The 17,463-nt window shown below is 38.9% G+C and carries 20 protein-coding genes and 1 pseudogene; 6 read left to right on the forward strand and 15 right to left on the reverse strand.

The features are described from left to right. Positions 1-568: 568 nt before the first annotated feature. From B1202_RS00010 to ftsY, 4 genes are all read right to left on the reverse strand, one after another. Complete coding sequence (locus tag B1202_RS00010; RefSeq protein WP_078189185.1) at positions 569-1,246, reverse strand: DUF2057 domain-containing protein; 678 nt, start codon at positions 1,244-1,246, stop codon at positions 569-571. Positions 1,247-1,431: 185 nt separating this feature from the next. Then, entirely contained in the window at positions 1,432-2,025 is a 594-nt protein-coding gene (locus B1202_RS00015) for a nitroreductase family protein (protein ID WP_078188487.1), read from the reverse strand. A 216-nt stretch (positions 2,026-2,241) separates the two neighbouring features. Continuing rightward, a complete protein-coding gene (locus B1202_RS00020) occupies positions 2,242-2,928 on the reverse strand; it encodes a nitroreductase family protein (protein ID WP_078188488.1) in 687 nt (228 codons plus the stop codon). 175 nt (positions 2,929-3,103) lie between these two features. Then, on the reverse strand, positions 3,104-4,210 hold the full coding sequence (gene ftsY / locus B1202_RS00025) for a signal recognition particle-docking protein FtsY (protein WP_078188489.1): 1,107 nt from the start codon (positions 4,208-4,210) through the stop codon (positions 3,104-3,106). A 250-nt stretch (positions 4,211-4,460) separates the two neighbouring features. Between ftsY and B1202_RS00030 the strand changes: the two are divergent. Together B1202_RS00030 and B1202_RS00035 are read left to right on the forward strand one after the other, a co-directional pair. Further along, positions 4,461-5,774: pseudogene (locus B1202_RS00030) on the forward strand (M16 family metallopeptidase); the annotation flags it as partial. 126 nt (positions 5,775-5,900) lie between these two features. Next, positions 5,901-7,469: an insulinase family protein gene (locus B1202_RS00035; RefSeq protein ID WP_078188491.1), complete on the forward strand. Its 1,569-nt coding sequence runs from the start codon at positions 5,901-5,903 to the stop codon at positions 7,467-7,469. Here the strand turns inward: B1202_RS00035 and B1202_RS00040 are convergent. Together B1202_RS00040 and B1202_RS00045 are read right to left on the reverse strand one after the other, a co-directional pair. Then, positions 7,393-7,716, reverse strand: a complete 324-nt coding sequence (locus B1202_RS00040; RefSeq protein WP_078188492.1) for a hypothetical protein — start codon at positions 7,714-7,716, stop codon at positions 7,393-7,395. The genes B1202_RS00035 and B1202_RS00040 overlap by 77 nt on opposite strands. Before the next feature lie 109 nt (positions 7,717-7,825). Further along, positions 7,826-8,185: a hypothetical protein gene (locus tag B1202_RS00045; RefSeq protein ID WP_078188493.1), complete on the reverse strand. Its 360-nt coding sequence runs from the start codon at positions 8,183-8,185 to the stop codon at positions 7,826-7,828. 222 nt (positions 8,186-8,407) lie between these two features. Here B1202_RS00045 and B1202_RS00050 point away from each other — a divergent pair, with 222 nt between their 5' ends. From B1202_RS00050 to B1202_RS00065, 4 genes are all read left to right on the forward strand, one after another. After that, entirely contained in the window at positions 8,408-8,641 is a 234-nt protein-coding gene (locus tag B1202_RS00050) for a hypothetical protein (protein ID WP_078188494.1), read from the forward strand. Between the two features lie 139 nt (positions 8,642-8,780). Next, positions 8,781-9,158 carry a DUF2750 domain-containing protein gene (locus B1202_RS00055; RefSeq protein ID WP_078188495.1) on the forward strand — a complete coding sequence of 126 codons (378 nt, stop codon included), beginning with the start codon at positions 8,781-8,783 and terminating at the stop codon, positions 9,156-9,158. A 106-nt stretch (positions 9,159-9,264) separates the two neighbouring features. After that, positions 9,265-9,696: a CBS domain-containing protein gene (locus B1202_RS00060; protein ID WP_078188496.1), complete on the forward strand. Its 432-nt coding sequence runs from the start codon at positions 9,265-9,267 to the stop codon at positions 9,694-9,696. A gap of 123 nt (positions 9,697-9,819) precedes the next feature. Beyond that, entirely contained in the window at positions 9,820-10,170 is a 351-nt protein-coding gene (locus tag B1202_RS00065) for a hypothetical protein (protein WP_078188497.1), read from the forward strand. A gap of 9 nt (positions 10,171-10,179) precedes the next feature. On the opposite strand, the gene trpB is transcribed toward B1202_RS00065, so the two are convergent. From trpB to B1202_RS00110, 9 genes are all read right to left on the reverse strand, one after another. Continuing rightward, positions 10,180-11,388, reverse strand: a complete 1,209-nt coding sequence (gene trpB / locus B1202_RS00070) for a tryptophan synthase subunit beta (RefSeq protein WP_078188498.1) — start codon at positions 11,386-11,388, stop codon at positions 10,180-10,182. A 131-nt stretch (positions 11,389-11,519) separates the two neighbouring features. Continuing rightward, complete coding sequence (locus B1202_RS00075; protein ID WP_078188499.1) at positions 11,520-12,707, reverse strand: vWA domain-containing protein; 1,188 nt, start codon at positions 12,705-12,707, stop codon at positions 11,520-11,522. A gap of 204 nt (positions 12,708-12,911) precedes the next feature. Continuing rightward, positions 12,912-13,367 carry a hypothetical protein gene (locus B1202_RS00080; protein WP_143221545.1) on the reverse strand — a complete coding sequence of 152 codons (456 nt, stop codon included), beginning with the start codon at positions 13,365-13,367 and terminating at the stop codon, positions 12,912-12,914. A gap of 79 nt (positions 13,368-13,446) precedes the next feature. Next, positions 13,447-14,298 (reverse strand): AAA family ATPase, encoded by an 852-nt coding sequence (locus tag B1202_RS00085; protein ID WP_078188501.1) that lies wholly within the window; start codon positions 14,296-14,298, stop codon positions 13,447-13,449. 21 nt (positions 14,299-14,319) lie between these two features. Beyond that, positions 14,320-14,703, reverse strand: coding sequence for a hypothetical protein (locus B1202_RS00090; RefSeq protein WP_078188502.1), 384 nt, complete (start codon positions 14,701-14,703; stop codon positions 14,320-14,322). 21 nt (positions 14,704-14,724) lie between these two features. Further along, the gene (locus B1202_RS00095; RefSeq protein WP_078188503.1) at positions 14,725-15,033 is read right to left on the reverse strand and encodes a YcgL domain-containing protein; all 309 of its coding nucleotides are present in this window, start codon (positions 15,031-15,033) and stop codon (positions 14,725-14,727) included. Positions 15,034-15,157: 124 nt separating this feature from the next. Next, on the reverse strand, positions 15,158-16,300 hold the full coding sequence (locus tag B1202_RS00100) for a ribonuclease D (protein WP_078188504.1): 1,143 nt from the start codon (positions 16,298-16,300) through the stop codon (positions 15,158-15,160). A 201-nt stretch (positions 16,301-16,501) separates the two neighbouring features. Continuing rightward, a complete protein-coding gene (gene recR, locus B1202_RS00105; RefSeq protein WP_078188505.1) occupies positions 16,502-17,098 on the reverse strand; it encodes a recombination mediator RecR in 597 nt (198 codons plus the stop codon). Between the two features lie 12 nt (positions 17,099-17,110). Next, positions 17,111-17,440, reverse strand: a complete 330-nt coding sequence (locus tag B1202_RS00110; protein ID WP_078188506.1) for a YbaB/EbfC family nucleoid-associated protein — start codon at positions 17,438-17,440, stop codon at positions 17,111-17,113. Positions 17,441-17,463: the final 23 nt, after the last annotated feature.

The following is a 17,463-nucleotide window of genomic DNA, read 5'->3' on the forward strand; positions in this document are numbered from 1 at the left end:
GCATGTGTTAAGCCTGCCGCCAGCGTTCAATCTGAGCCATGATCAAACTCTTCAGTTTAAAATCAATAGTACATATAGTGTACCAATCTTGGCTCATCAATTACTGACAAAAATTTGCTCAAATAAACTTCGAGTAATTTCTACCATTAATCAATGAAAATAATTTCGATCGATCAATCAGTAAAAATCCACACAAGTTGTTCTTCATAATCTCTTAATGATCTTCTCAATGCTTCGTCAGCAAATAAGAAAACAACATCAAACAACTCAAAACCTTACGTTTATCGCTGTCTGCGTTGGTATGCAGCGTATTGTATAGAGTTTCAAAACAAACACAAGCCCCTATCATAGAAATTTCTATCATATTGCGCTTGAGTGTATATTTTTTAAACTAAATGCAATTTATTGCTTATTTAAAGATCAATATATCCACATATTTTGCTTTATGAAAGACGAATTTTATAATTGTTGGTGATTTTTATATTCTTCAATCTAAAAAGCCCGTAATTCAACGGACTTTTCGAATAATACGAATTTTAAGAAAACTAATGAAGTTACGAAAGTGACTTTAGTTTGCTTGCTCAGCCAACCAACTCATGAATTTTTGTCGTTCAGCTTTACTAGCCTTCTGCCAAAGCTGAATTAATTGTTGATCTGCCCCATTTTCATTAATAGTCACATTTTTTGGAGCAGCTACAGGAGATACTACGTTCGTTGGCTTTACTGCTACGGATTGTGCATAAATAGGTGCCGGTTGATTTTCTGGCACAACTTCTTTCTTCGTAAAATCTACGGCATTACCCAAAACACCATTGGAGAAAATCGTTTTTTGTTCTTTCTTTGCCCCAGCTTGCTGCACAAGTAATTGATTAGATTTGTCATACAAACCAAATATCGGTTGGTCTTTATATTTTTGCGCAGCATCAAAATCTTTTGGTGCATTGACTAGACCCAAACGATACTCTTGCCCATCAATCAGTGCTGGAGTACGAATAGCAGCAACACCTGACTTTAATATATCGTGGGAATTATCAGCATGTTGAAAAAATTCGCTATAACGTACCGTTAATAGGTTTTCACCTGCGTCTAGCTTATATTTCTCGGTAGATCGAAATAAACCACCAGTAACTTCTTGATCATTAACTGCAACTATTTTGATTTCTTCCGGAACAGTCAAAGTTACAGCTGCAAATCCTGCACTACTTAACATCAGCGCTGCAGCAGCAACAGTTAATCTTAAAGTCATCATTATCACTCTTTATCAATTATTTAGTTTCGAATGCACTATGCAATGCATATGTGACAATCTTATGACATCTCACAATCACTGTATATTTAGTTTCAAGACATTATTTAGATATTCATTCAAAAATTTTGCATATAAAAAAAGGATGCTTAATGCATCCTTTTTCATTTATCACACCATCATTATTACTTAAATGTTTTGAATCGTTCTTCATCTGCAATAAAGGTTTTTTCACCTGCAGGCGCTTCAATCGAACCGAAAACAAGTTGTGCACGTAGTTTCCATTGATCTGGCACATCAAATGCCGCAGCTGTTTCAGCATCAACAATTGGATTGTAATGTTGCAATGACGCCCCGATATTTTTTTCAGCCAAAGCCGTCCAAGTGGCAAATTGCGCAATCGCCGTTGAGTGTTCAGACCATACTGGGAAATTATCTGCATAAAGTGCAAATTGTTCTTGGAGAGCTTTTACTACAGCCTGATCTTCATAAAATAATGCTGTACCAAAACCTGCTGCAAAACTATTAATCTTGCCATTGGTTCCTTCAAATGCATCTGCAGGTACAATTTTACGTAAAGTTTCACGTACGATATTCCAGAATTTTTGATGTGCATCACCAAACAGAATAACGACACGAGATGTTTGAGAGTTAAATGATGATGGACTTAAACGTACAGCATCTTTAATGGTTTGCTCAATTTCATCTTGCGACAAACTTACGTTATTACCAATAGAATAAATTGTGCGACGTTGTTCGATTTGATTCAAGAATGACATTACAAGACCTCTTTTTATTTTCAATTAGCTGACTAAGTTGAGATTTATAATAGGTGATGTTTTTAACAGTTGCATGACTATATTTACAACATTGTGTCTTATTTCTAGAACAATCAGTTGCAAGCATCTAAATACCTACAACTCACTTACTTTCCAAATTTTGGTTTCACTGTCTTTAGGACAGCAGAAATCAAAGCAACTTACAGAACATAGAAATTACTCATAAATTCTAAACTGATCTTGATCTTCTGATTCTAAACGTTCAGGCGTTTGACCTTCAATTGAACCAAAGACCAACTGCGCTCGAAGCAGCCATTGTTTTGAAATACCAAAGTGTTCGGCAACAGCATAATCAATGTGTGGATTATAGTGTTGTAAACATGCGCCTAAACCTGCATCTGCGATCGAAGTCCATACTGCGAATTGCGCCATGCCAGACGTTTGCTCCGACCACACTGGAAAATCTTCTGCACTTAATGGCACTTTCTTTTGTAATTGTTGAATCACAGCTTGATCTTCATAGAAAAGCACAGTTCCCAGGCCAGCCGCACACTGATCTATTTTGAGCGCCACGCCCTCAAAAATATAACTCGCAACATTCTTGCGTTGTACGTCTTTTACAATGTCCCAAAATTTTTGATGAGATTCGCCAAATAAAACCACAATACGTGTGCTTTGCGAATTATATGCAGATGGACAACTTCTTACGGATTCTTGAATCAGTTCCGCCAAATAAGCCTGACTGTAATGTACCTTCTTTCCAAGTTCGTAGATACTACGACGTTTCTTTAGTTGGTCGACAAAGGACGCTTCTACTTCTTGGTCAATATTTTTCTTTTTTAATTTAAATTCTTTAGTGATATCCGCAGTCAATACATGACCAATTTTATCGAGTAACGCCACCCTAAACACCCCAAAGCAATTTTTATATATAAACAACAATTCCTTATTTATTCTAAGGGTATATCAGGCTAAATTTTGACTATGATTTATTCACATGTTGCTTTTTAAATCAATCAGTAAGCTCAAAAACAAAAAACTCCGCATTTTGCGGAGTTTATGTGACATTTAACGCATTTTATTTATCAGTTTCAAATAATGCTGCGACAAATGATTTTGCTGAGAATGGACGCAAGTCATCAATTTTCTCACCTACCCCAATAAAACGAATTGGTACATGGGTACGGCTTGCAATATTGAATAACACACCACCTTTCGCAGTACCATCCAGTTTAGTAATGGTTAGACCTGTAAGCCCTACTGCCTCGTCAAACATTTCAACTTGGTTAATGGCATTTTGACCTGTGCCTGCATCTACCACTAACATCACTTCATGCGGAGCTGTAGCGTCAATTTTTTGCATTACACGTTTTACTTTAGACAACTCTTGCATGAGGTGTCCTTTGTTATGTAAACGACCTGCGGTGTCTGCAATCAGTACATCTACGCCTTTTGCACGAGCACTTTCAAATGCATCAAAAATAACTGATGCAGAATCTGCACCATGACCTTGAGCTACAACGGCAATATTATTGCGTTCGCCCCAAATTTGTAATTGTTCTGTCGCTGCTGCACGGAATGTATCACCAGCAGCCAACATTACTTTTTTACCTTCACCTTGTAAGCGTTTCGCTAATTTACCAATCGTGGTGGTTTTACCCACACCATTTACACCAACAACCAAAATCACATATGGATTTTTATTGCTGTCGATATGTAGCGGTTTAACACGTGGTGCAAGTAATGCGACAAGTTCTTCTTGAAGCGCTTTATACAAAGAGTGTGAGTAAATTAAATCGCCACGTTCAGTACGTTCAGTTAAGTTCGCAATAATCGTTTTGGTTGCATCGACACCAATATCAGCAACCAAAAGTTGCTCTTCAACTTCTTCTAAAAGTTCATCGTCAATTTCCTTCCCACCGATCAGGATATTCACCATGCCGTCTGCCAAGTTCTTACGTGACTTTGCTAGACCTTCTTTCATTCGACTAAAGAAGCCGCCTTTCGCCTTCGAGTCTTCAGTTTCTGACTCTGTTTCTTGTAATGGTGCAGCAACTTCTTGCTGTACTTTCGGTGTCTCGATAATCGGCACATTTACCGCAGGTAAACTCGGTAGCGTGACATCGTCATCACCGATATCAGCATCAATCAAAAATTTATTCTGCCCATGAGATTGCTGTTGCATGCCGAATCCTTGAAAAGCACTGCGTTAAAAAAACCGATTCTATCATAAGTTATCTTAAATTGAGTCGATACACGCCCGTCAGAGCGAAGCTCACTAAAAAACAACATGTTGAACTTGCAATCAAAATTAACTTTAGGAAAACTAGATAGCTATAAAATGCATTTTAATGGATTCCTTTGTGTCCCATAAAAACAGATTTTCTCCTTTTCTTTTTAAAACTTTATTTCGCTCTGCGCTTCCTATCTGTGTCATCAGCAGTTGCCTTTGGTCTGCACCCAATCTACATGCAGACACACGTACCCAATTAACGCGTAGCACCTTTGAAACCACGCTTAAAAATGGTTTAAAGGTCATTATCCGTGAAGACCACCGTGCACCAATGGTAATGACTCATATTTGGTATCGCGTTGGCAGTAGTGATGAGTCGGGCAATCTATTAGGGATCTCCCACGCACTCGAACATATGATGTTTAAAGGAACCACTAAAGTTCCTAATGATGAATTTACACGTCTCAGCCGTATCTATGGCGGCAGCATCAACGCTGCAACCTTTACCAATTACACCAATTATTATCAGTTGTATCCTAAAGCCTATTTTCCTATGGCGTTGGAGCTCGAAGCGGATCGTATGAGTAATTTACGATTACAACAACAAGATTTCGACCCTGAAATTAAAGTGGTTATGGAAGAACGCCGACAGCGCACAGATGACAACCCACGTTCTTTGGCTTATGAACGTTTCAAATGGATCTCTTATCCAACCAGTCATTATCGCCAACCCGTCATTGGGCATATGAAAAATCTGCAAAACATCAAATTGGCAGATTTAAAACAATGGTATAAAGATTGGTATACCCCGAATAACGCCATTTTGGTGATTGTCGGTGATGTCGATGCCGAAGCAGCCATTCGTCAAATTCAAAAATACTTTGGTGATATTCCATCACGCAAAACACCTGATCGTAACGATGTGATGGAATTCGAACATGTGGGCTATCGTCATATGGAACTAAATTTACCCGTACAAGTGCCTAATTTGTATATGGCGTGGAATGTACGCTCACTGGCTACTGCAAAAAACCCACAAGATGCATATGCTCTCAATATTATTCGCAACATTTTAGATAGTGGTATTTCATCGCGCCTACAAGACAAACTGGTACGCGATAGAAAATTACTCACCGCTGTAAGTGTTTCTTATGATCCATACAATCGTGGAGACAGCTTGTTTACCATTTCAGCACTCCCTGCTGATGGCGTCAAAATGGAACAAGCTCAAAAGGCGATACAAGATGAAATCGACACTTTAAAAACAGAATTAGTTAAAACACCTGAAGTTGAACGTATCACCACACGTTTTGTCTCCAATTTAGTCTATAACCAAGATGACATCAGCAGCCAAGCCAAGACTATTGGTAACTTAGAAGTCAATGGGCTCAGTTTCAGGCTAATGGACGAATTACCAAAATTATATGAAAACGTCAGCGCACAGGATATTCAACGTGTCGCCAATGCGTATTTTGTCCGAGAAAATTTAAGCACCATGTATCTACTTCCAGAACAGACGGAGGTTCCAACAACCTCAAATAAAGCAGATCAAACAGTAAAATCCGCTCAAACGGAAGTTGTTATTCCAGAGCAACAGACCAGCTCAACCCAAAACACAGATAGCGTCTTGTAAGGATTAGTGATGACTATTACGAAAATTTTATCCCTAAGCTTACTCACTGCGTTTGGCTCAATCCTCCATGCAGAAACATATACGGAAAATGTTCCTGACCTCAACGATAATCCGAGCCAATTACAATCTATCCCCATGCTGCAAAGTTTAAAGAATTTACAGATTGATAAAGACTACCGTGCTCCACTTGTTCAAGTGCTGAAAAACCGAAATGGTGTGAATAGCCTGTTTGTTGAGTCACAAGATCTACCCATGGTGGATATTCAACTGACCTTTAATGCAGGTTCTGCTCGTGATGAAGAAGTCGAAAAAGGCTTGTATGGTGTTGCCAACATGGCTGCACGTTTAATCGATGAAGGCACAGAAAAATACAATGCAACGCAAATTGCTTCAGTTTTTGACCAAACAGGTGCTCAATTTAGCGTACAAGCACATCGAGATATGTTTGTCGTTCGGCTACGCGTATTGTCAGACCCTAAAAAATTAGAACCTGCTTTAAGTATGATGATGGACGTGATTAAAAATGCGACTTTTAAAACCTCTAGTCTAAACTTAGCTCTCAGTAATAACCAAGCTGGTCAGAAACAACTCCAAGAAAGCCCAAGTCGCTTAATGAATATTCGTTTCTATCGGGCTGTATACGGCACACATCCTTATGCAGAACCGATTACGGGAACCAATGGCAGTATCAAAAAAATCACCCCTGACATTTTAAAGAAGTTTCGTAATCAATTTTTAGTTGCTCAAAATTTAAATATTGCCATTACAGGCAAACTCAGCAAAAAAGAAGCACAAAACCTTGCAGAACGTATTTCTGGAAACTTAAACCAAGGTGAAAAAGCTAAGGCGCTTGCACAACCAGAAGAAAAGCAAGGCTTTGATATCATCCATCTTCCCTATAATTCCACCCAAGCCAACGTCATATTTGGACATTTAGGCACCACACGCGATAACAAAGATCGATTAGCCTTAGAAGTAGCTAATCGAATGTTTGGCGGTGGTGGTTTTAATTCGGTCCTCATGCAAGAGCTTCGGGTCAAACGTGGCTATACTTATGGTGCCTATAGTGCATTTAGCTTTAGCCAAGCGCCCGGTATCTTTAGTTTTAGCTATGGAACACGTCAAGATCAGCTTATAGATAGTATTCGAGTGGCACATAAGGCTTTTAATGATTTTGTCAAAATGCCTATTGATCAAAAACAAATGGAAGAAACCAAAGCCGGTATGCTGCGTGCTTTTCCGAATAATTACAGCAGTAATGCAACGATCAATGTACAGCTTGGTCTATTGGGCTTTTATCAACAAGACCCAGATTATTTGACCCAATACCCGAAGTTATTGGAAAAAATAACTGTAGCTGATGTACAAAATGCGGTTCGTACCTACATGCACCCTGAAAATATGACGGTGATTGTGGTCAGTAAAAACTTAGATAAAAATGAAGTGCAGCAGATATTGGAGGATAATGTACAAGCAACTCCAACCAAGATTATCCCTGCGACTAAGGCTGTTCCTCTGCCAAGGCCGGAAGTTGATGTGCCCGCACAGACTCCATCTGATAAGCATGCATCAATTTAAGATAAGCACCCACACGAATGCGATCTTGCTGTCTCAGTAGCATCGCCATTTCCTGTGTTTCAGGATAACTTTGCTGCAACGCAAGTCGTGACACGTTTTGGTATTGCTGTACAGAAATAGGACGATATAAGGCAATTATAGCCAATACCAAAATCACCACGATCATGACTGAAACAAAGATATTATAAATTTGCTCTAGCTGTATTTTAGATTTGAATTGAATAATTTTTTCTAAATCAATAGTCATACACTACCTCAGGTTCAAAGTAGTGTATGGCTGACGTTCAAGAAGTTCAAGTCACAGCGCTTAAAACTGCATCAGTCCACTGTTTCAGTCTGTGAGTTAGCTAAACAATTTAATGAATAATGGTACGTATCACCGCAAAATAAAGAATCAATGCAATAATCGCCAAAACGATAAATACTGCAAAAATACTCATTCCACCCTCTGCATGCGCAGGATGTAAATCATCATCATCGGCGATTTTGAGTAATTCGCCATTATATGCATTGTAAAATTCTAAGCGCTGTCCCTTATCTAAATCCCGTGTGAAATCATATACACGTTTGCGCTGTGCTAAACCAAAATCCCCTAAATGAATCTCCTGATGAAAAATTGCGTCATCAAGATTGCGACGATGTAGATGTGCCAATTCCACAATTTGCGCTAATGTCGGAGGATAATCTAAAGTTAAACCGTCTAAAACTTTTGTCATTTTACTTCTCCTTATTATCTACAACTTCTTATGTTAGTATTTTACTCATGAAAACAATTGTTCATTGTTTAATCATGTAAACTATAGCAAATTAGAAATATTTACGTGAATAGTTGACAATTTAAGATAATTGTAATATTAGTTTAATAATACTTAGTTATATTAGTTAATAGGGCTAAAGAATGGGCCCTTAATGATCATAATTAGAATAAGGAGTTAAATATGATTCAACAATTCTCTCAACATGAACTCGAACATGTATACGCAAATGCGGTAAACACAATTCAATCTCAAATGAACTTCAGCGATGCAGTTCACGAATTGGAAGATGCAGCTCGTGCTGGACATGGTAAAGCAGCGTTATTTTTGGCTGAACTTTATTATCAAGGCTTCCGCGTAGAACGTGACTCACTCAAAGCGCAATATTGGCAGAACATGGCCACCTTGCAAGCATAACAAAACGTCACTAAGGTGGCGTTTTTTACACCCTTCAACTTTTAACTACATAAATTCTTACAATCCAGTTCAAAGCTTACACAGCTTTTACATAAGAATTTCCTACAATAGGAGCAACATCAACAACACGCTGCATATGATGTCTAAATTAAAGCAATATAAACCTATTCCAAAAGATTTATTTTTCAAAATTAGTATTTTAAAAACCATGATGTACTGTGGAGTCCTTTGGGGTCTCTACCACCAACAAGGTTGGGCAATGACCAGCGATCAAGATCATATTATCTTCCCGTTTTGGCTAAATGGCATTCAAGCGCATAAATATGCCAAAAAGCATTGGCCCAACTACACTCCACGACGCATTACACCAGAAGATTTTGAGGCATCGCTATTACCGACATTAACACGCCTTAAAGTCATCCCTGCGTTGCATAGCTCTAGCCATATCCGTCTCAAGCTCACAACCTCGCAAATGCGTTTATTCTTTTTTAACCAAGATAAGATTCAAATGGCATAAAACCCTCAGTGCATGCTTGACCACAGCATGCACTGAAAAGTATTTGCTTTTTTCAAATTTCGCGCTAATTTAAATTAAACAAAAACTACTATAAAGGAATGAAAATATGACTACAGTTGCCCAAGTACTTAAAGACAAAGCTTATCAAGAAATCTACACCATCACCCCAGATGCGACTGTACTCGAAGCCATTTCCCTGATGGCACAAAAAGGCATTGGTGCCCTCGTCGTGACCCATGAAGGCACAGTCGTTGGGATTTTGTCTGAGCGTGATTACACACGTAAAATTGCACTCATGGAAAGAACCTCTTTCGATACCTCCGTCAGTGAAATTATGACGGGTAGTGTCATCACTGTAACAAGTGCAGCGACTGTCGAAGAATGTTTAAAACTCATGACAGATCGCCATTTACGTCATTTACCTGTCGTTGAGGAACAGAAATTAACAGGCTTAATCTCCATCGGTGACCTTGTAAAAGCAGCAATGGATGATCAACGCAAACTCATTGAACAGCTACAGCAATATATTTCTGGCTAAACTTAAAAATCCCCCTTAACAAGCTTTAAGGGGGGAATTCTAAATATCAATAATTTTATATAACTCACATTTTGTAATGACATACACATTACAACTTAATTACTTTTCTCAATTTCCTTTCTTATGTTGAAACTCGCTTTAGATAAATTAGACCAACTAGATGCCATCATTTTAGAATTAGAACGCTTAATGTTTTCGATGAAAGACGATGAACTGCTGCAATACCACCGACGTACGATTAATTTGGAGATTGCTTCTACTATCGCTGAAATTTTAGATGCAAAGGCAATTATTTATGCACTACATCCTGAGTTAATTCCAATTACATCAAGCGTTAACCACACTTTTTATAAAAATTATGTCAAAAAAAATATCCCAGTTAAAAACTGGGATACTTCGAATATAGATCGGGCTATACAACTGCAAAAGATTTTTGCACCATCAACAGATGATGAGCAACTTAGTCTTTTTTAATGGCAGTAATTAATTTAAACCTAATTTTTCAGCCACATAGTCTGAGTCTTTATCGCCACGGCCTGAAACGTTAACGACAATCTTCACATCTTTGGCAAGATTTGGCGCTTCACGAATTGCCCAAGCAACCGCATGTGAACTTTCTAGTGCAGGAACAATACCTTCCACACGTGAAAGCGTCATGAAGGCATCTAAACATTCTTGGTCTGTCGCTGTTGTATATTCAACACGGCCTAGGTCTTTTAACAAACTATGTTGTGGCCCCACTCCTGGATAATCCAAACCTGATGCAATTGAATGCACTGGTAATGGCTCACCCTGTTCATCTTCAAGGACATAACATGCCATACCATGAATTTGACTTGGTTTACCCAATGTCAACGTAGCAGAGTGCATATTGGTATCTAAACCATGGCCTGCAGGCTCTACGCCTACGAGTTTGACATCGGAGTCATTAAGGAATGCTGTAAATGCACCAACGGCATTTGAACCACCACCCACACATGCAACTACATAGTCAGGATTTGCACCAAATCGATCATTGGCTTGAACTTTAATTTCATCACCAATAATTGACTGGAAGTCACGGACCATTTTCGGGAATGGATGTGGGCCAACCACTGAACCAATCGCATAAATAAAATTGGTTGGATCTTTTAAATATTCTTCAAAAGCGCTATCTACTGCATCTTTGAGTGTAGCTGTACCACGTGTAACAGAGATCAGGTTGGCACCTAAAATCTTCATTTTCACCACGTTGGGATGTTCTTTTTCAATGTCCACTTGCCCCATGTGAATTTCACATGGAATACCTACCAAGGCACAAGCCGTTGCCAATGCTACACCATGCTGACCCGCGCCAGTTTCAGCAATCACTTTGGTTTTACCCATGTATTTTGCTAACAAAGCTTCGCCAAGGCAGTGGTTAATTTTATGCGCACCGGTATGATTAAGGTCTTCACGCTTGAGATAGATTTGTGCCCCACCTAATTTGTCAGACAAGCGCTTCGCATAAAACAATGGGCTTGGACGTCCAACATAGTGAGCAAACAACTCTTTCAATTCATTTTGAAATTCTTCCGTATGACGAATTTGCTCATAAGCAACATTAATGTCATCCATTGCCTGTTTTAAATCTGGTGGAATGAACTGCCCACCGTATTCACCGAAGAAACCTTCTTCATTAGGTAATGCGATACCATTAATTTGATGATCCATCATATTTCCTTCATGTTGTATGCAAAACAAAGACTTTTAAATACTATCCAATTTTGAAAATAAGAAACAATGCAAAATTGGAGTAAGTAATATAAACATCATTGATAAGAAAAAGTATCGTTTTTAACGCTTTAGCGCGCTAAATATTTCGTCATATCTTCCACACCTTTGAGGGTCATCGGGAACATATGATCTTCAAAGATTTGTTTAATCGCAGCAATGGTTTGGGTGTAATGCCAATAACTTTCTTCTTCTGGGTTTAACCATGCTGTTTTATCAAAATGATTGCGTAAGCGCTGTAACCACACCTGACCCGCTTCATCATTCATATACTCCACAGAACCACCTGCCGAGTTCAACTCATACGGCGCCATACTCGCATCACCAACAACGATGACGCGGTAATCTCGACCATAGGTGTTGAATAGATCCCATGTATTCATACGCGTGCTGGAACGGCGAATATTGTCTTTCCATACATAATCATATAAACAGTTATGGAAATAGAAATACTCTAAGGTTTTAAATTCCGTTTTTGCAGCAGTAAAGAGCTTCTCACATTGGGCAATATGTGAATCCATCGAGCCCCCAACATCAAACAGCATCAATACTTTAATGCGGTTACGTCGTTCTGGAACCAACTGCACATCCAAAATACCTTGTTTGGCCGTTTCACGAATGGTTCCGTCGATATCTAGCTCTTCTGCTGCACCTTGACGGGCAAATTTACGTAATCGACGCAAAGCCATCTGCATCTGACGACTGCCGAGAATCTGCTCATCATCTAGGTTTCGGTATTGTCGTTGTTCCCAAACTTTCACCGCAGATCGTTTACGACCAGGCCCACCGATACGCACACCTTCCGGATGGTCTCCATAGGCACCAAAGGGCGAAGTACCACCCGTACCGATCATCCGATTACCACCCTGATGCTTTTTATGTTGTTCGCGCAAACGCTCTTCGAGCATTTTCATCAGTTCTTCTAATGATCCGGCTTTTTTTAATTCTTCTCGTTGTTCTGGTGTTAGATGCTTTTCGATGAGTTCAAGATCAAACCAATCCTTTGGCAGTTTATGCACCTGATTTAATAGCTCATCCAAATCAAAGGTGGCAATACCGTCAAAATAGTCCTTCATTGCACGGTCGAACTTATCAAAGTAACGTTCATCTTTGACCATGACGGTTTTTGCAAGCTGATAAAATTCATTTTGATCTGCAAAGACTAGCCCTGCTGCCACTGCTTGGTTCAAGTCAATCAATTCACGAGTTGAAACTGGAACACCGTATTTTCGAAGGGTATAAAACAATCGCACAAACATAGGCGAATAAAATCCAATAAAAATTAAATATCAGGAGGTCAAATCCAGTGTGAATGCATGTGATCTTGTTATTTCATCTGCAACTGAGTCTTGCCTTTACATCCACCATTATGAAAAATTGATCCCTACAAGTAAAGCCAAAAGCTTTTACTGTGTGTTCATATACGTTGCCCTACCTACCCAAAGGAACACATACAGCATGATTTATTCGCAAGTCGCATTTCTATTGTTAAGCGATTGTTTAAAAGTTTCATATTTGTGCTGAACTTTGAGGCGATCTTGCTGCAACTTTTCAATGGTTACGATTTTATGAAAACCTTGATTGTTTTTATAGCGGTTAAAGTCCCTTAGATTCAAGATCACAAAATCATAGTATTTCAGCTCGAGTACAGTTGCAGCACAGGCCTTTTGCTGAATGGCCGTTTGAGCTGCAAGATGATCTGATTGAACAATGAGCTTTTCTTTAAGTTGATGTTCTGCAACTTGCGCCCAATACGCATCTTGGAGTAGCTGTTGATGCTGCTGTTCAAACTGAGCATCATCCATCGCATAGCTAAAACTAGATAAATACAAGCTCGCAGCCAACAAAAGCACAGTTGGCTTAAATCTCCTAGGTACAGCTAAATGTACAACACGTGATACGTATGCGCTTGTCTGCATAATTCACCTTTATATTTTTTAATGCTCAAAATAAAAGCCGGATAACCGGCTTTTAAATCTTTTAAAGAATTGATATCAATTAACGACGTGACATAAATGCTAGACGCTCAAGTAATTGCACATCTTGTTCATTCTTAATCAAGGCGCCATAAAGAGGAGGAATTGATTTCGATTTATCCGTATTGCGTAAAATATCTTCTGGCATATCATCCGCCATCAGCAAACTCAACCAATCAATCAACTCAGAGGTTGAAGGTGGCTTCTTTAAACCCGGAACTTGACGTAGTTTAAAGAAGATTTGCAGTGCTTCTGAAACCAAGGTATTTGAAATATTTTCAAAATGCACATCGATGATTTCACGCATGGTTGCTTCATCAGGGAATTCAATATAATGGAAGAAACAACGACGCAAAAAGGCATCTGGAAGTTCTTTTTCATTATTTGAAGTAATAATCACGATTGGACGTTGTGTTGCCGTAATCGTCTCACCCGTCTCATACACAAAGAATGACATTTTATCGAGTTCATGTAGCAAATCATTAGGGAATTCGATATCTGCTTTATCAATTTCATCGATTAAAAGTACACAACGTTCTTCACTGGTGAACGCTTCCCAAAGTTTACCCGGCTTAATATAGTTTTTGATGTCATAAACACGGTCATCACCCAACTGACTATCACGCAGACGAGATACGGCGTCGTACTCGTACAAACCTTGCTGAGCCTTGGTCGTTGATTTGATATGCCACGTAATGAGCTTAAGCCCTAAGCTTTCAGCCACTTGTTCGGCTAAAAGTGTTTTACCTGTCCCCGGCTCACCTTTAACCAAAAGTGGCTTTTGCAATGAACGTGCAGCTTTTACTGCAAGTTTTAAGCTATCGGTCGCAATATATTGATCTGTACCAGTAAATTGTTGAGTTTCAACAGACATGACATAACCTTATTTTTTTATTTAAAGCGGTGAAATTTTCTTGTTTACAACGTGCTGTGGTTTCGCTGCATTGTATTTTGTCCAAAAATATCCAAGGACTAAACCAATACCCACCACAAAGAGAATCAGCGATAGATTCAACCAAACCAATGGCTGATCTTTTGTTAATACACCAAAAATCAAACCAAAAATCGCAGGTGCGATTGCTGCATTTGAACCTTCAGAAACGGTTGGTGTTAATAAAATAGCAAATACGATAAGCCAACTAATGGCACCGATCGTTTTGGGTAAGCGCTTCATCAGCCCATACCAACACAACAAAGCAATTACAGCCCCACCTAGGTAAACCGTAATTGCAATACTGCTTTCAGGAATTGAGTCCAATACCGATACTACACCATTCATTTTCACAACTCCTGAATTAACTTAAGCGCCGCGCAAGCCTTCTGGCTCAACTGCATTTGGGTCAATTAAACCTTCTGGAGGCATTTGAATAAAGAACCCTTTTGTTTCAATTGAATCTAATACATGCAATACGTTCACACGTGCAAGTTTGCGTGATTCACTGAGTTCTAGATCCATGACAAATGTGGCACGACCAAATGCTGTACGTAAAGCATCAGGCATTACTGCAAGCGGATCTGTCGCTTCAGTTTCGTTTTCATTAACTTCAGGACGAGCAATATAAAGATACATTTCATCTTTTTTGCTCGATTTGTAGATAGAACAGTACATAATTGAATCAATACTCATTAAACGCAAGGCAAAGGATACATCAAAAAAAAGACTGATACATTAGTGTTTATTAACGCATCAGTCGTGAATTTGTATAAGTGATAGTTCTTTAATCAATCAGAACTTATTCCAACACTTTCATTTGACCAGAAAGATAGCTTTCATCGGCATGCAGCACTTCAATTAAAGGCTTCGTCAGCAAATCATAGCGCCAACCCAATAGATAGCTCGGTAAATCTTGTTCATCATTATGAAAAACCACATGCTGATACAAGGCATTTAACCATTTTTTGCGCATTAAAACTTCTTTAGGCACAGAGGTTTCTTGCACTGCACGTTGAATAACGGTATCGACGCGTGAACCAATATCCTGAGAAGAATGACGAATTGGACGTGCCATACGCAGCGGCCATTCAGCTTGTTCAGGTAAAAACTTCAACAAATCTAAAATAATTTTGCCATGCTCACGCACAATGTTCGGACGAATGTCTTTCACCGCACTCAATTGAAAATTATTTTTTGGATTTTTTTCTACCATATCAATGATGGTTGAGTTTTTAAGAATAAAACTACGTGGCTGATTTAAGGCTTTCACCATTTGCTCACGCCAAACGGCCAATTGCTGAATTTGCATGAGCTGTCGACGTGAATGTCGATAATTACCAACATCGTGATACAACAAATGGATCGGCGTTTCAGTGCCAATTTCATAAGTTAAATTTTTGCAGTCCTCAAGCACACAATTTAATAAACTTTTCGCAGCCAACTCGTTTTGAATCGTTTGGCTTAAATTCATTAAATAATGTACATCATTCGCTGCATAATTCATTTGCTCGGCACTGAGTGGGCGAGCCAACCAATCTGAACGAGTCTGATCTTTATCAATATCGACATCGAGCATAGTTTTTAAGGCGTTTTGATAGCTGACTTGTAAGCCATGCCCTAAAAATGACATCCCAACTTGTGTATCAAATACATTTTCCAAAGACTTATGCTGTGCATAGTGATAAATCAGGTCGATATCTTCACTACAAGCATGAAAAATGTTTTGCTGAGCCGCAAATAATTTTTGCCAAAATTGGCTTAAATCGAGGGTTGTACCATCAAGTAAATACACCTGATTTTGTACATTAATTTGGAAAAGTCCAAGTTTGGGCCACAGGGTATCTACTTTTATAAACTCGGTGTCGAGTCCGTAAATCGAGCTTTGGTCCATAAGATTTAAAACGGAATTTAAATCTGGCTGATTTTGAATAAATTGATACATAAGTTGCTGAGTCTAATTTTAGATGCTCTATGAGCTTATATTAACTGATATATATTATTTATCTATAAGAAAAAACGTTATTTTAGTGACTTATTTCCTTTATTTGGCTTTTTTATTCATTATAAACAAAAACTTTAATCGTTATTAAGTATAAATAATTAGGTGAAAATTATACAAAGCGAAACGAGTTTCGCTCTATAGTTACTTCATTCGCATTCGGTTATGCACGGCCTGACTTAAGGTATGACTATCCACATATTCAAGCTCACCACCCTGTGGTACACCCTGTGCAATACGGGTCATTTGTATTGGTAAATGCTTGGTCGCTTCAACCAAATAATGTGCTGTCGCTTGACCTTCAACCGTTGCATTGGTCGCCAAGATCACTTCTTGCACTTTACCATCACTTAATCGTTGAATTAAATATGGAATACCAATTTCGTCGGGGCCAATACCATCGAGTGGCGACAAATGTCCACCCAATACATGATATTTCCCTCTAAAACTGCCACTTTGCTCGATTGCCATGACATCTGCAGGAGATTCAACCACACAAAGCAGTTGATCATCACGCTCTGAAGAGACGCAAATGTTGCATACTTCATCTTCAGTCAATGAATGGCAAATGGAACATTCATGAATATAGTTGGTTGCTTCAGTCAAGGCATGTGCCAAACCAACAGCGCCTTCCCTATTTTTCATGATTAAGTGCAGTGCCATACGTTGAGCCGACTTTGGCCCAACGCTTGGCAAAATACGCAATGCCTGTACAAGTTGATCAAAACGATCACTAAACATTCAACGTATTCCTTAGAATAAACCCGAAAGGCCTGGTGGAAGACCCATACCAGAGTTTGCAGATTTCAGTTTTTCTTCTGAAATTACTTCAGCTTGACGTGAAGCATCATTCATTGCCGCTGCAATTAAGTCTTCAATCATATCTGCATCATCTTGAAGTAGTTCAGGATTGATTTCGATACGTTTCACTACATGACGTGCGGTCATAGTAACTTTAACCAGACCGCCACCTGCTTCAGCGTGAACTTCAACTTGTGCAAGCTCTTCCTTGGCTTTTTTAATGTTGCTCTCAACTTCTTTTTGCATGCGTTGAGCTTGCTGCATGAGCATATTAATGTTCATAAAAATCTCCGAACAAAACTGAT

This window comes from Acinetobacter amyesii, from assembly GCF_002018365.1.
GTDB lineage: Bacteria > Pseudomonadota > Gammaproteobacteria > Pseudomonadales > Moraxellaceae > Acinetobacter > Acinetobacter amyesii.

Bases quoted from the DNA above. Each gene is read 5' to 3' on its own strand.
- B1202_RS00060 (WP_078188496.1), top strand. From the start codon at position 9,265: ATGACTACAGTTGCCCAAGTACTTAAAGACAAAGCTTATCAAGAAATC.
- ftsY (WP_078188489.1), bottom strand. From the start codon at position 4,210: ATGCAACAGCAATCTCATGGGCAGAATAAATTTTTGATTGATGCTGAT.
- B1202_RS00050 (WP_078188494.1), top strand. From the start codon at position 8,408: ATGATTCAACAATTCTCTCAACATGAACTCGAACATGTATACGCAAAT.
- B1202_RS00065 (WP_078188497.1), top strand. From the start codon at position 9,820: ATGTTGAAACTCGCTTTAGATAAATTAGACCAACTAGATGCCATCATT.
- B1202_RS00080 (WP_143221545.1), bottom strand. From the start codon at position 13,367: ATGCAGACAAGCGCATACGTATCACGTGTTGTACATTTAGCTGTACCT.
- B1202_RS00095 (WP_078188503.1), bottom strand. From the start codon at position 15,033: ATGTACTGTTCTATCTACAAATCGAGCAAAAAAGATGAAATGTATCTT.
- trpB (WP_078188498.1), bottom strand. From the start codon at position 11,388: ATGGATCATCAAATTAATGGTATCGCATTACCTAATGAAGAAGGTTTC.
- B1202_RS00055 (WP_078188495.1), top strand. From the start codon at position 8,781: ATGTCTAAATTAAAGCAATATAAACCTATTCCAAAAGATTTATTTTTC.
- B1202_RS00090 (WP_078188502.1), bottom strand. From the start codon at position 14,703: ATGAATGGTGTAGTATCGGTATTGGACTCAATTCCTGAAAGCAGTATT.
- B1202_RS00085 (WP_078188501.1), bottom strand. From the start codon at position 14,298: ATGTCTGTTGAAACTCAACAATTTACTGGTACAGATCAATATATTGCG.
- B1202_RS00035 (WP_078188491.1), top strand. From the start codon at position 5,901: ATGACTATTACGAAAATTTTATCCCTAAGCTTACTCACTGCGTTTGGC.
- B1202_RS00040 (WP_078188492.1), bottom strand. From the start codon at position 7,716: ATGACTATTGATTTAGAAAAAATTATTCAATTCAAATCTAAAATACAG.
- B1202_RS00075 (WP_078188499.1), bottom strand. From the start codon at position 12,707: ATGTTTGTGCGATTGTTTTATACCCTTCGAAAATACGGTGTTCCAGTT.
- B1202_RS00015 (WP_078188487.1), bottom strand. From the start codon at position 2,025: ATGTCATTCTTGAATCAAATCGAACAACGTCGCACAATTTATTCTATT.
- B1202_RS00010 (WP_078189185.1), bottom strand. From the start codon at position 1,246: ATGACTTTAAGATTAACTGTTGCTGCTGCAGCGCTGATGTTAAGTAGT.
- recR (WP_078188505.1), bottom strand. From the start codon at position 17,098: ATGTTTAGTGATCGTTTTGATCAACTTGTACAGGCATTGCGTATTTTG.
- B1202_RS00045 (WP_078188493.1), bottom strand. From the start codon at position 8,185: ATGACAAAAGTTTTAGACGGTTTAACTTTAGATTATCCTCCGACATTA.
- B1202_RS00110 (WP_078188506.1), bottom strand. From the start codon at position 17,440: ATGAACATTAATATGCTCATGCAGCAAGCTCAACGCATGCAAAAAGAA.
- B1202_RS00100 (WP_078188504.1), bottom strand. From the start codon at position 16,300: ATGTATCAATTTATTCAAAATCAGCCAGATTTAAATTCCGTTTTAAAT.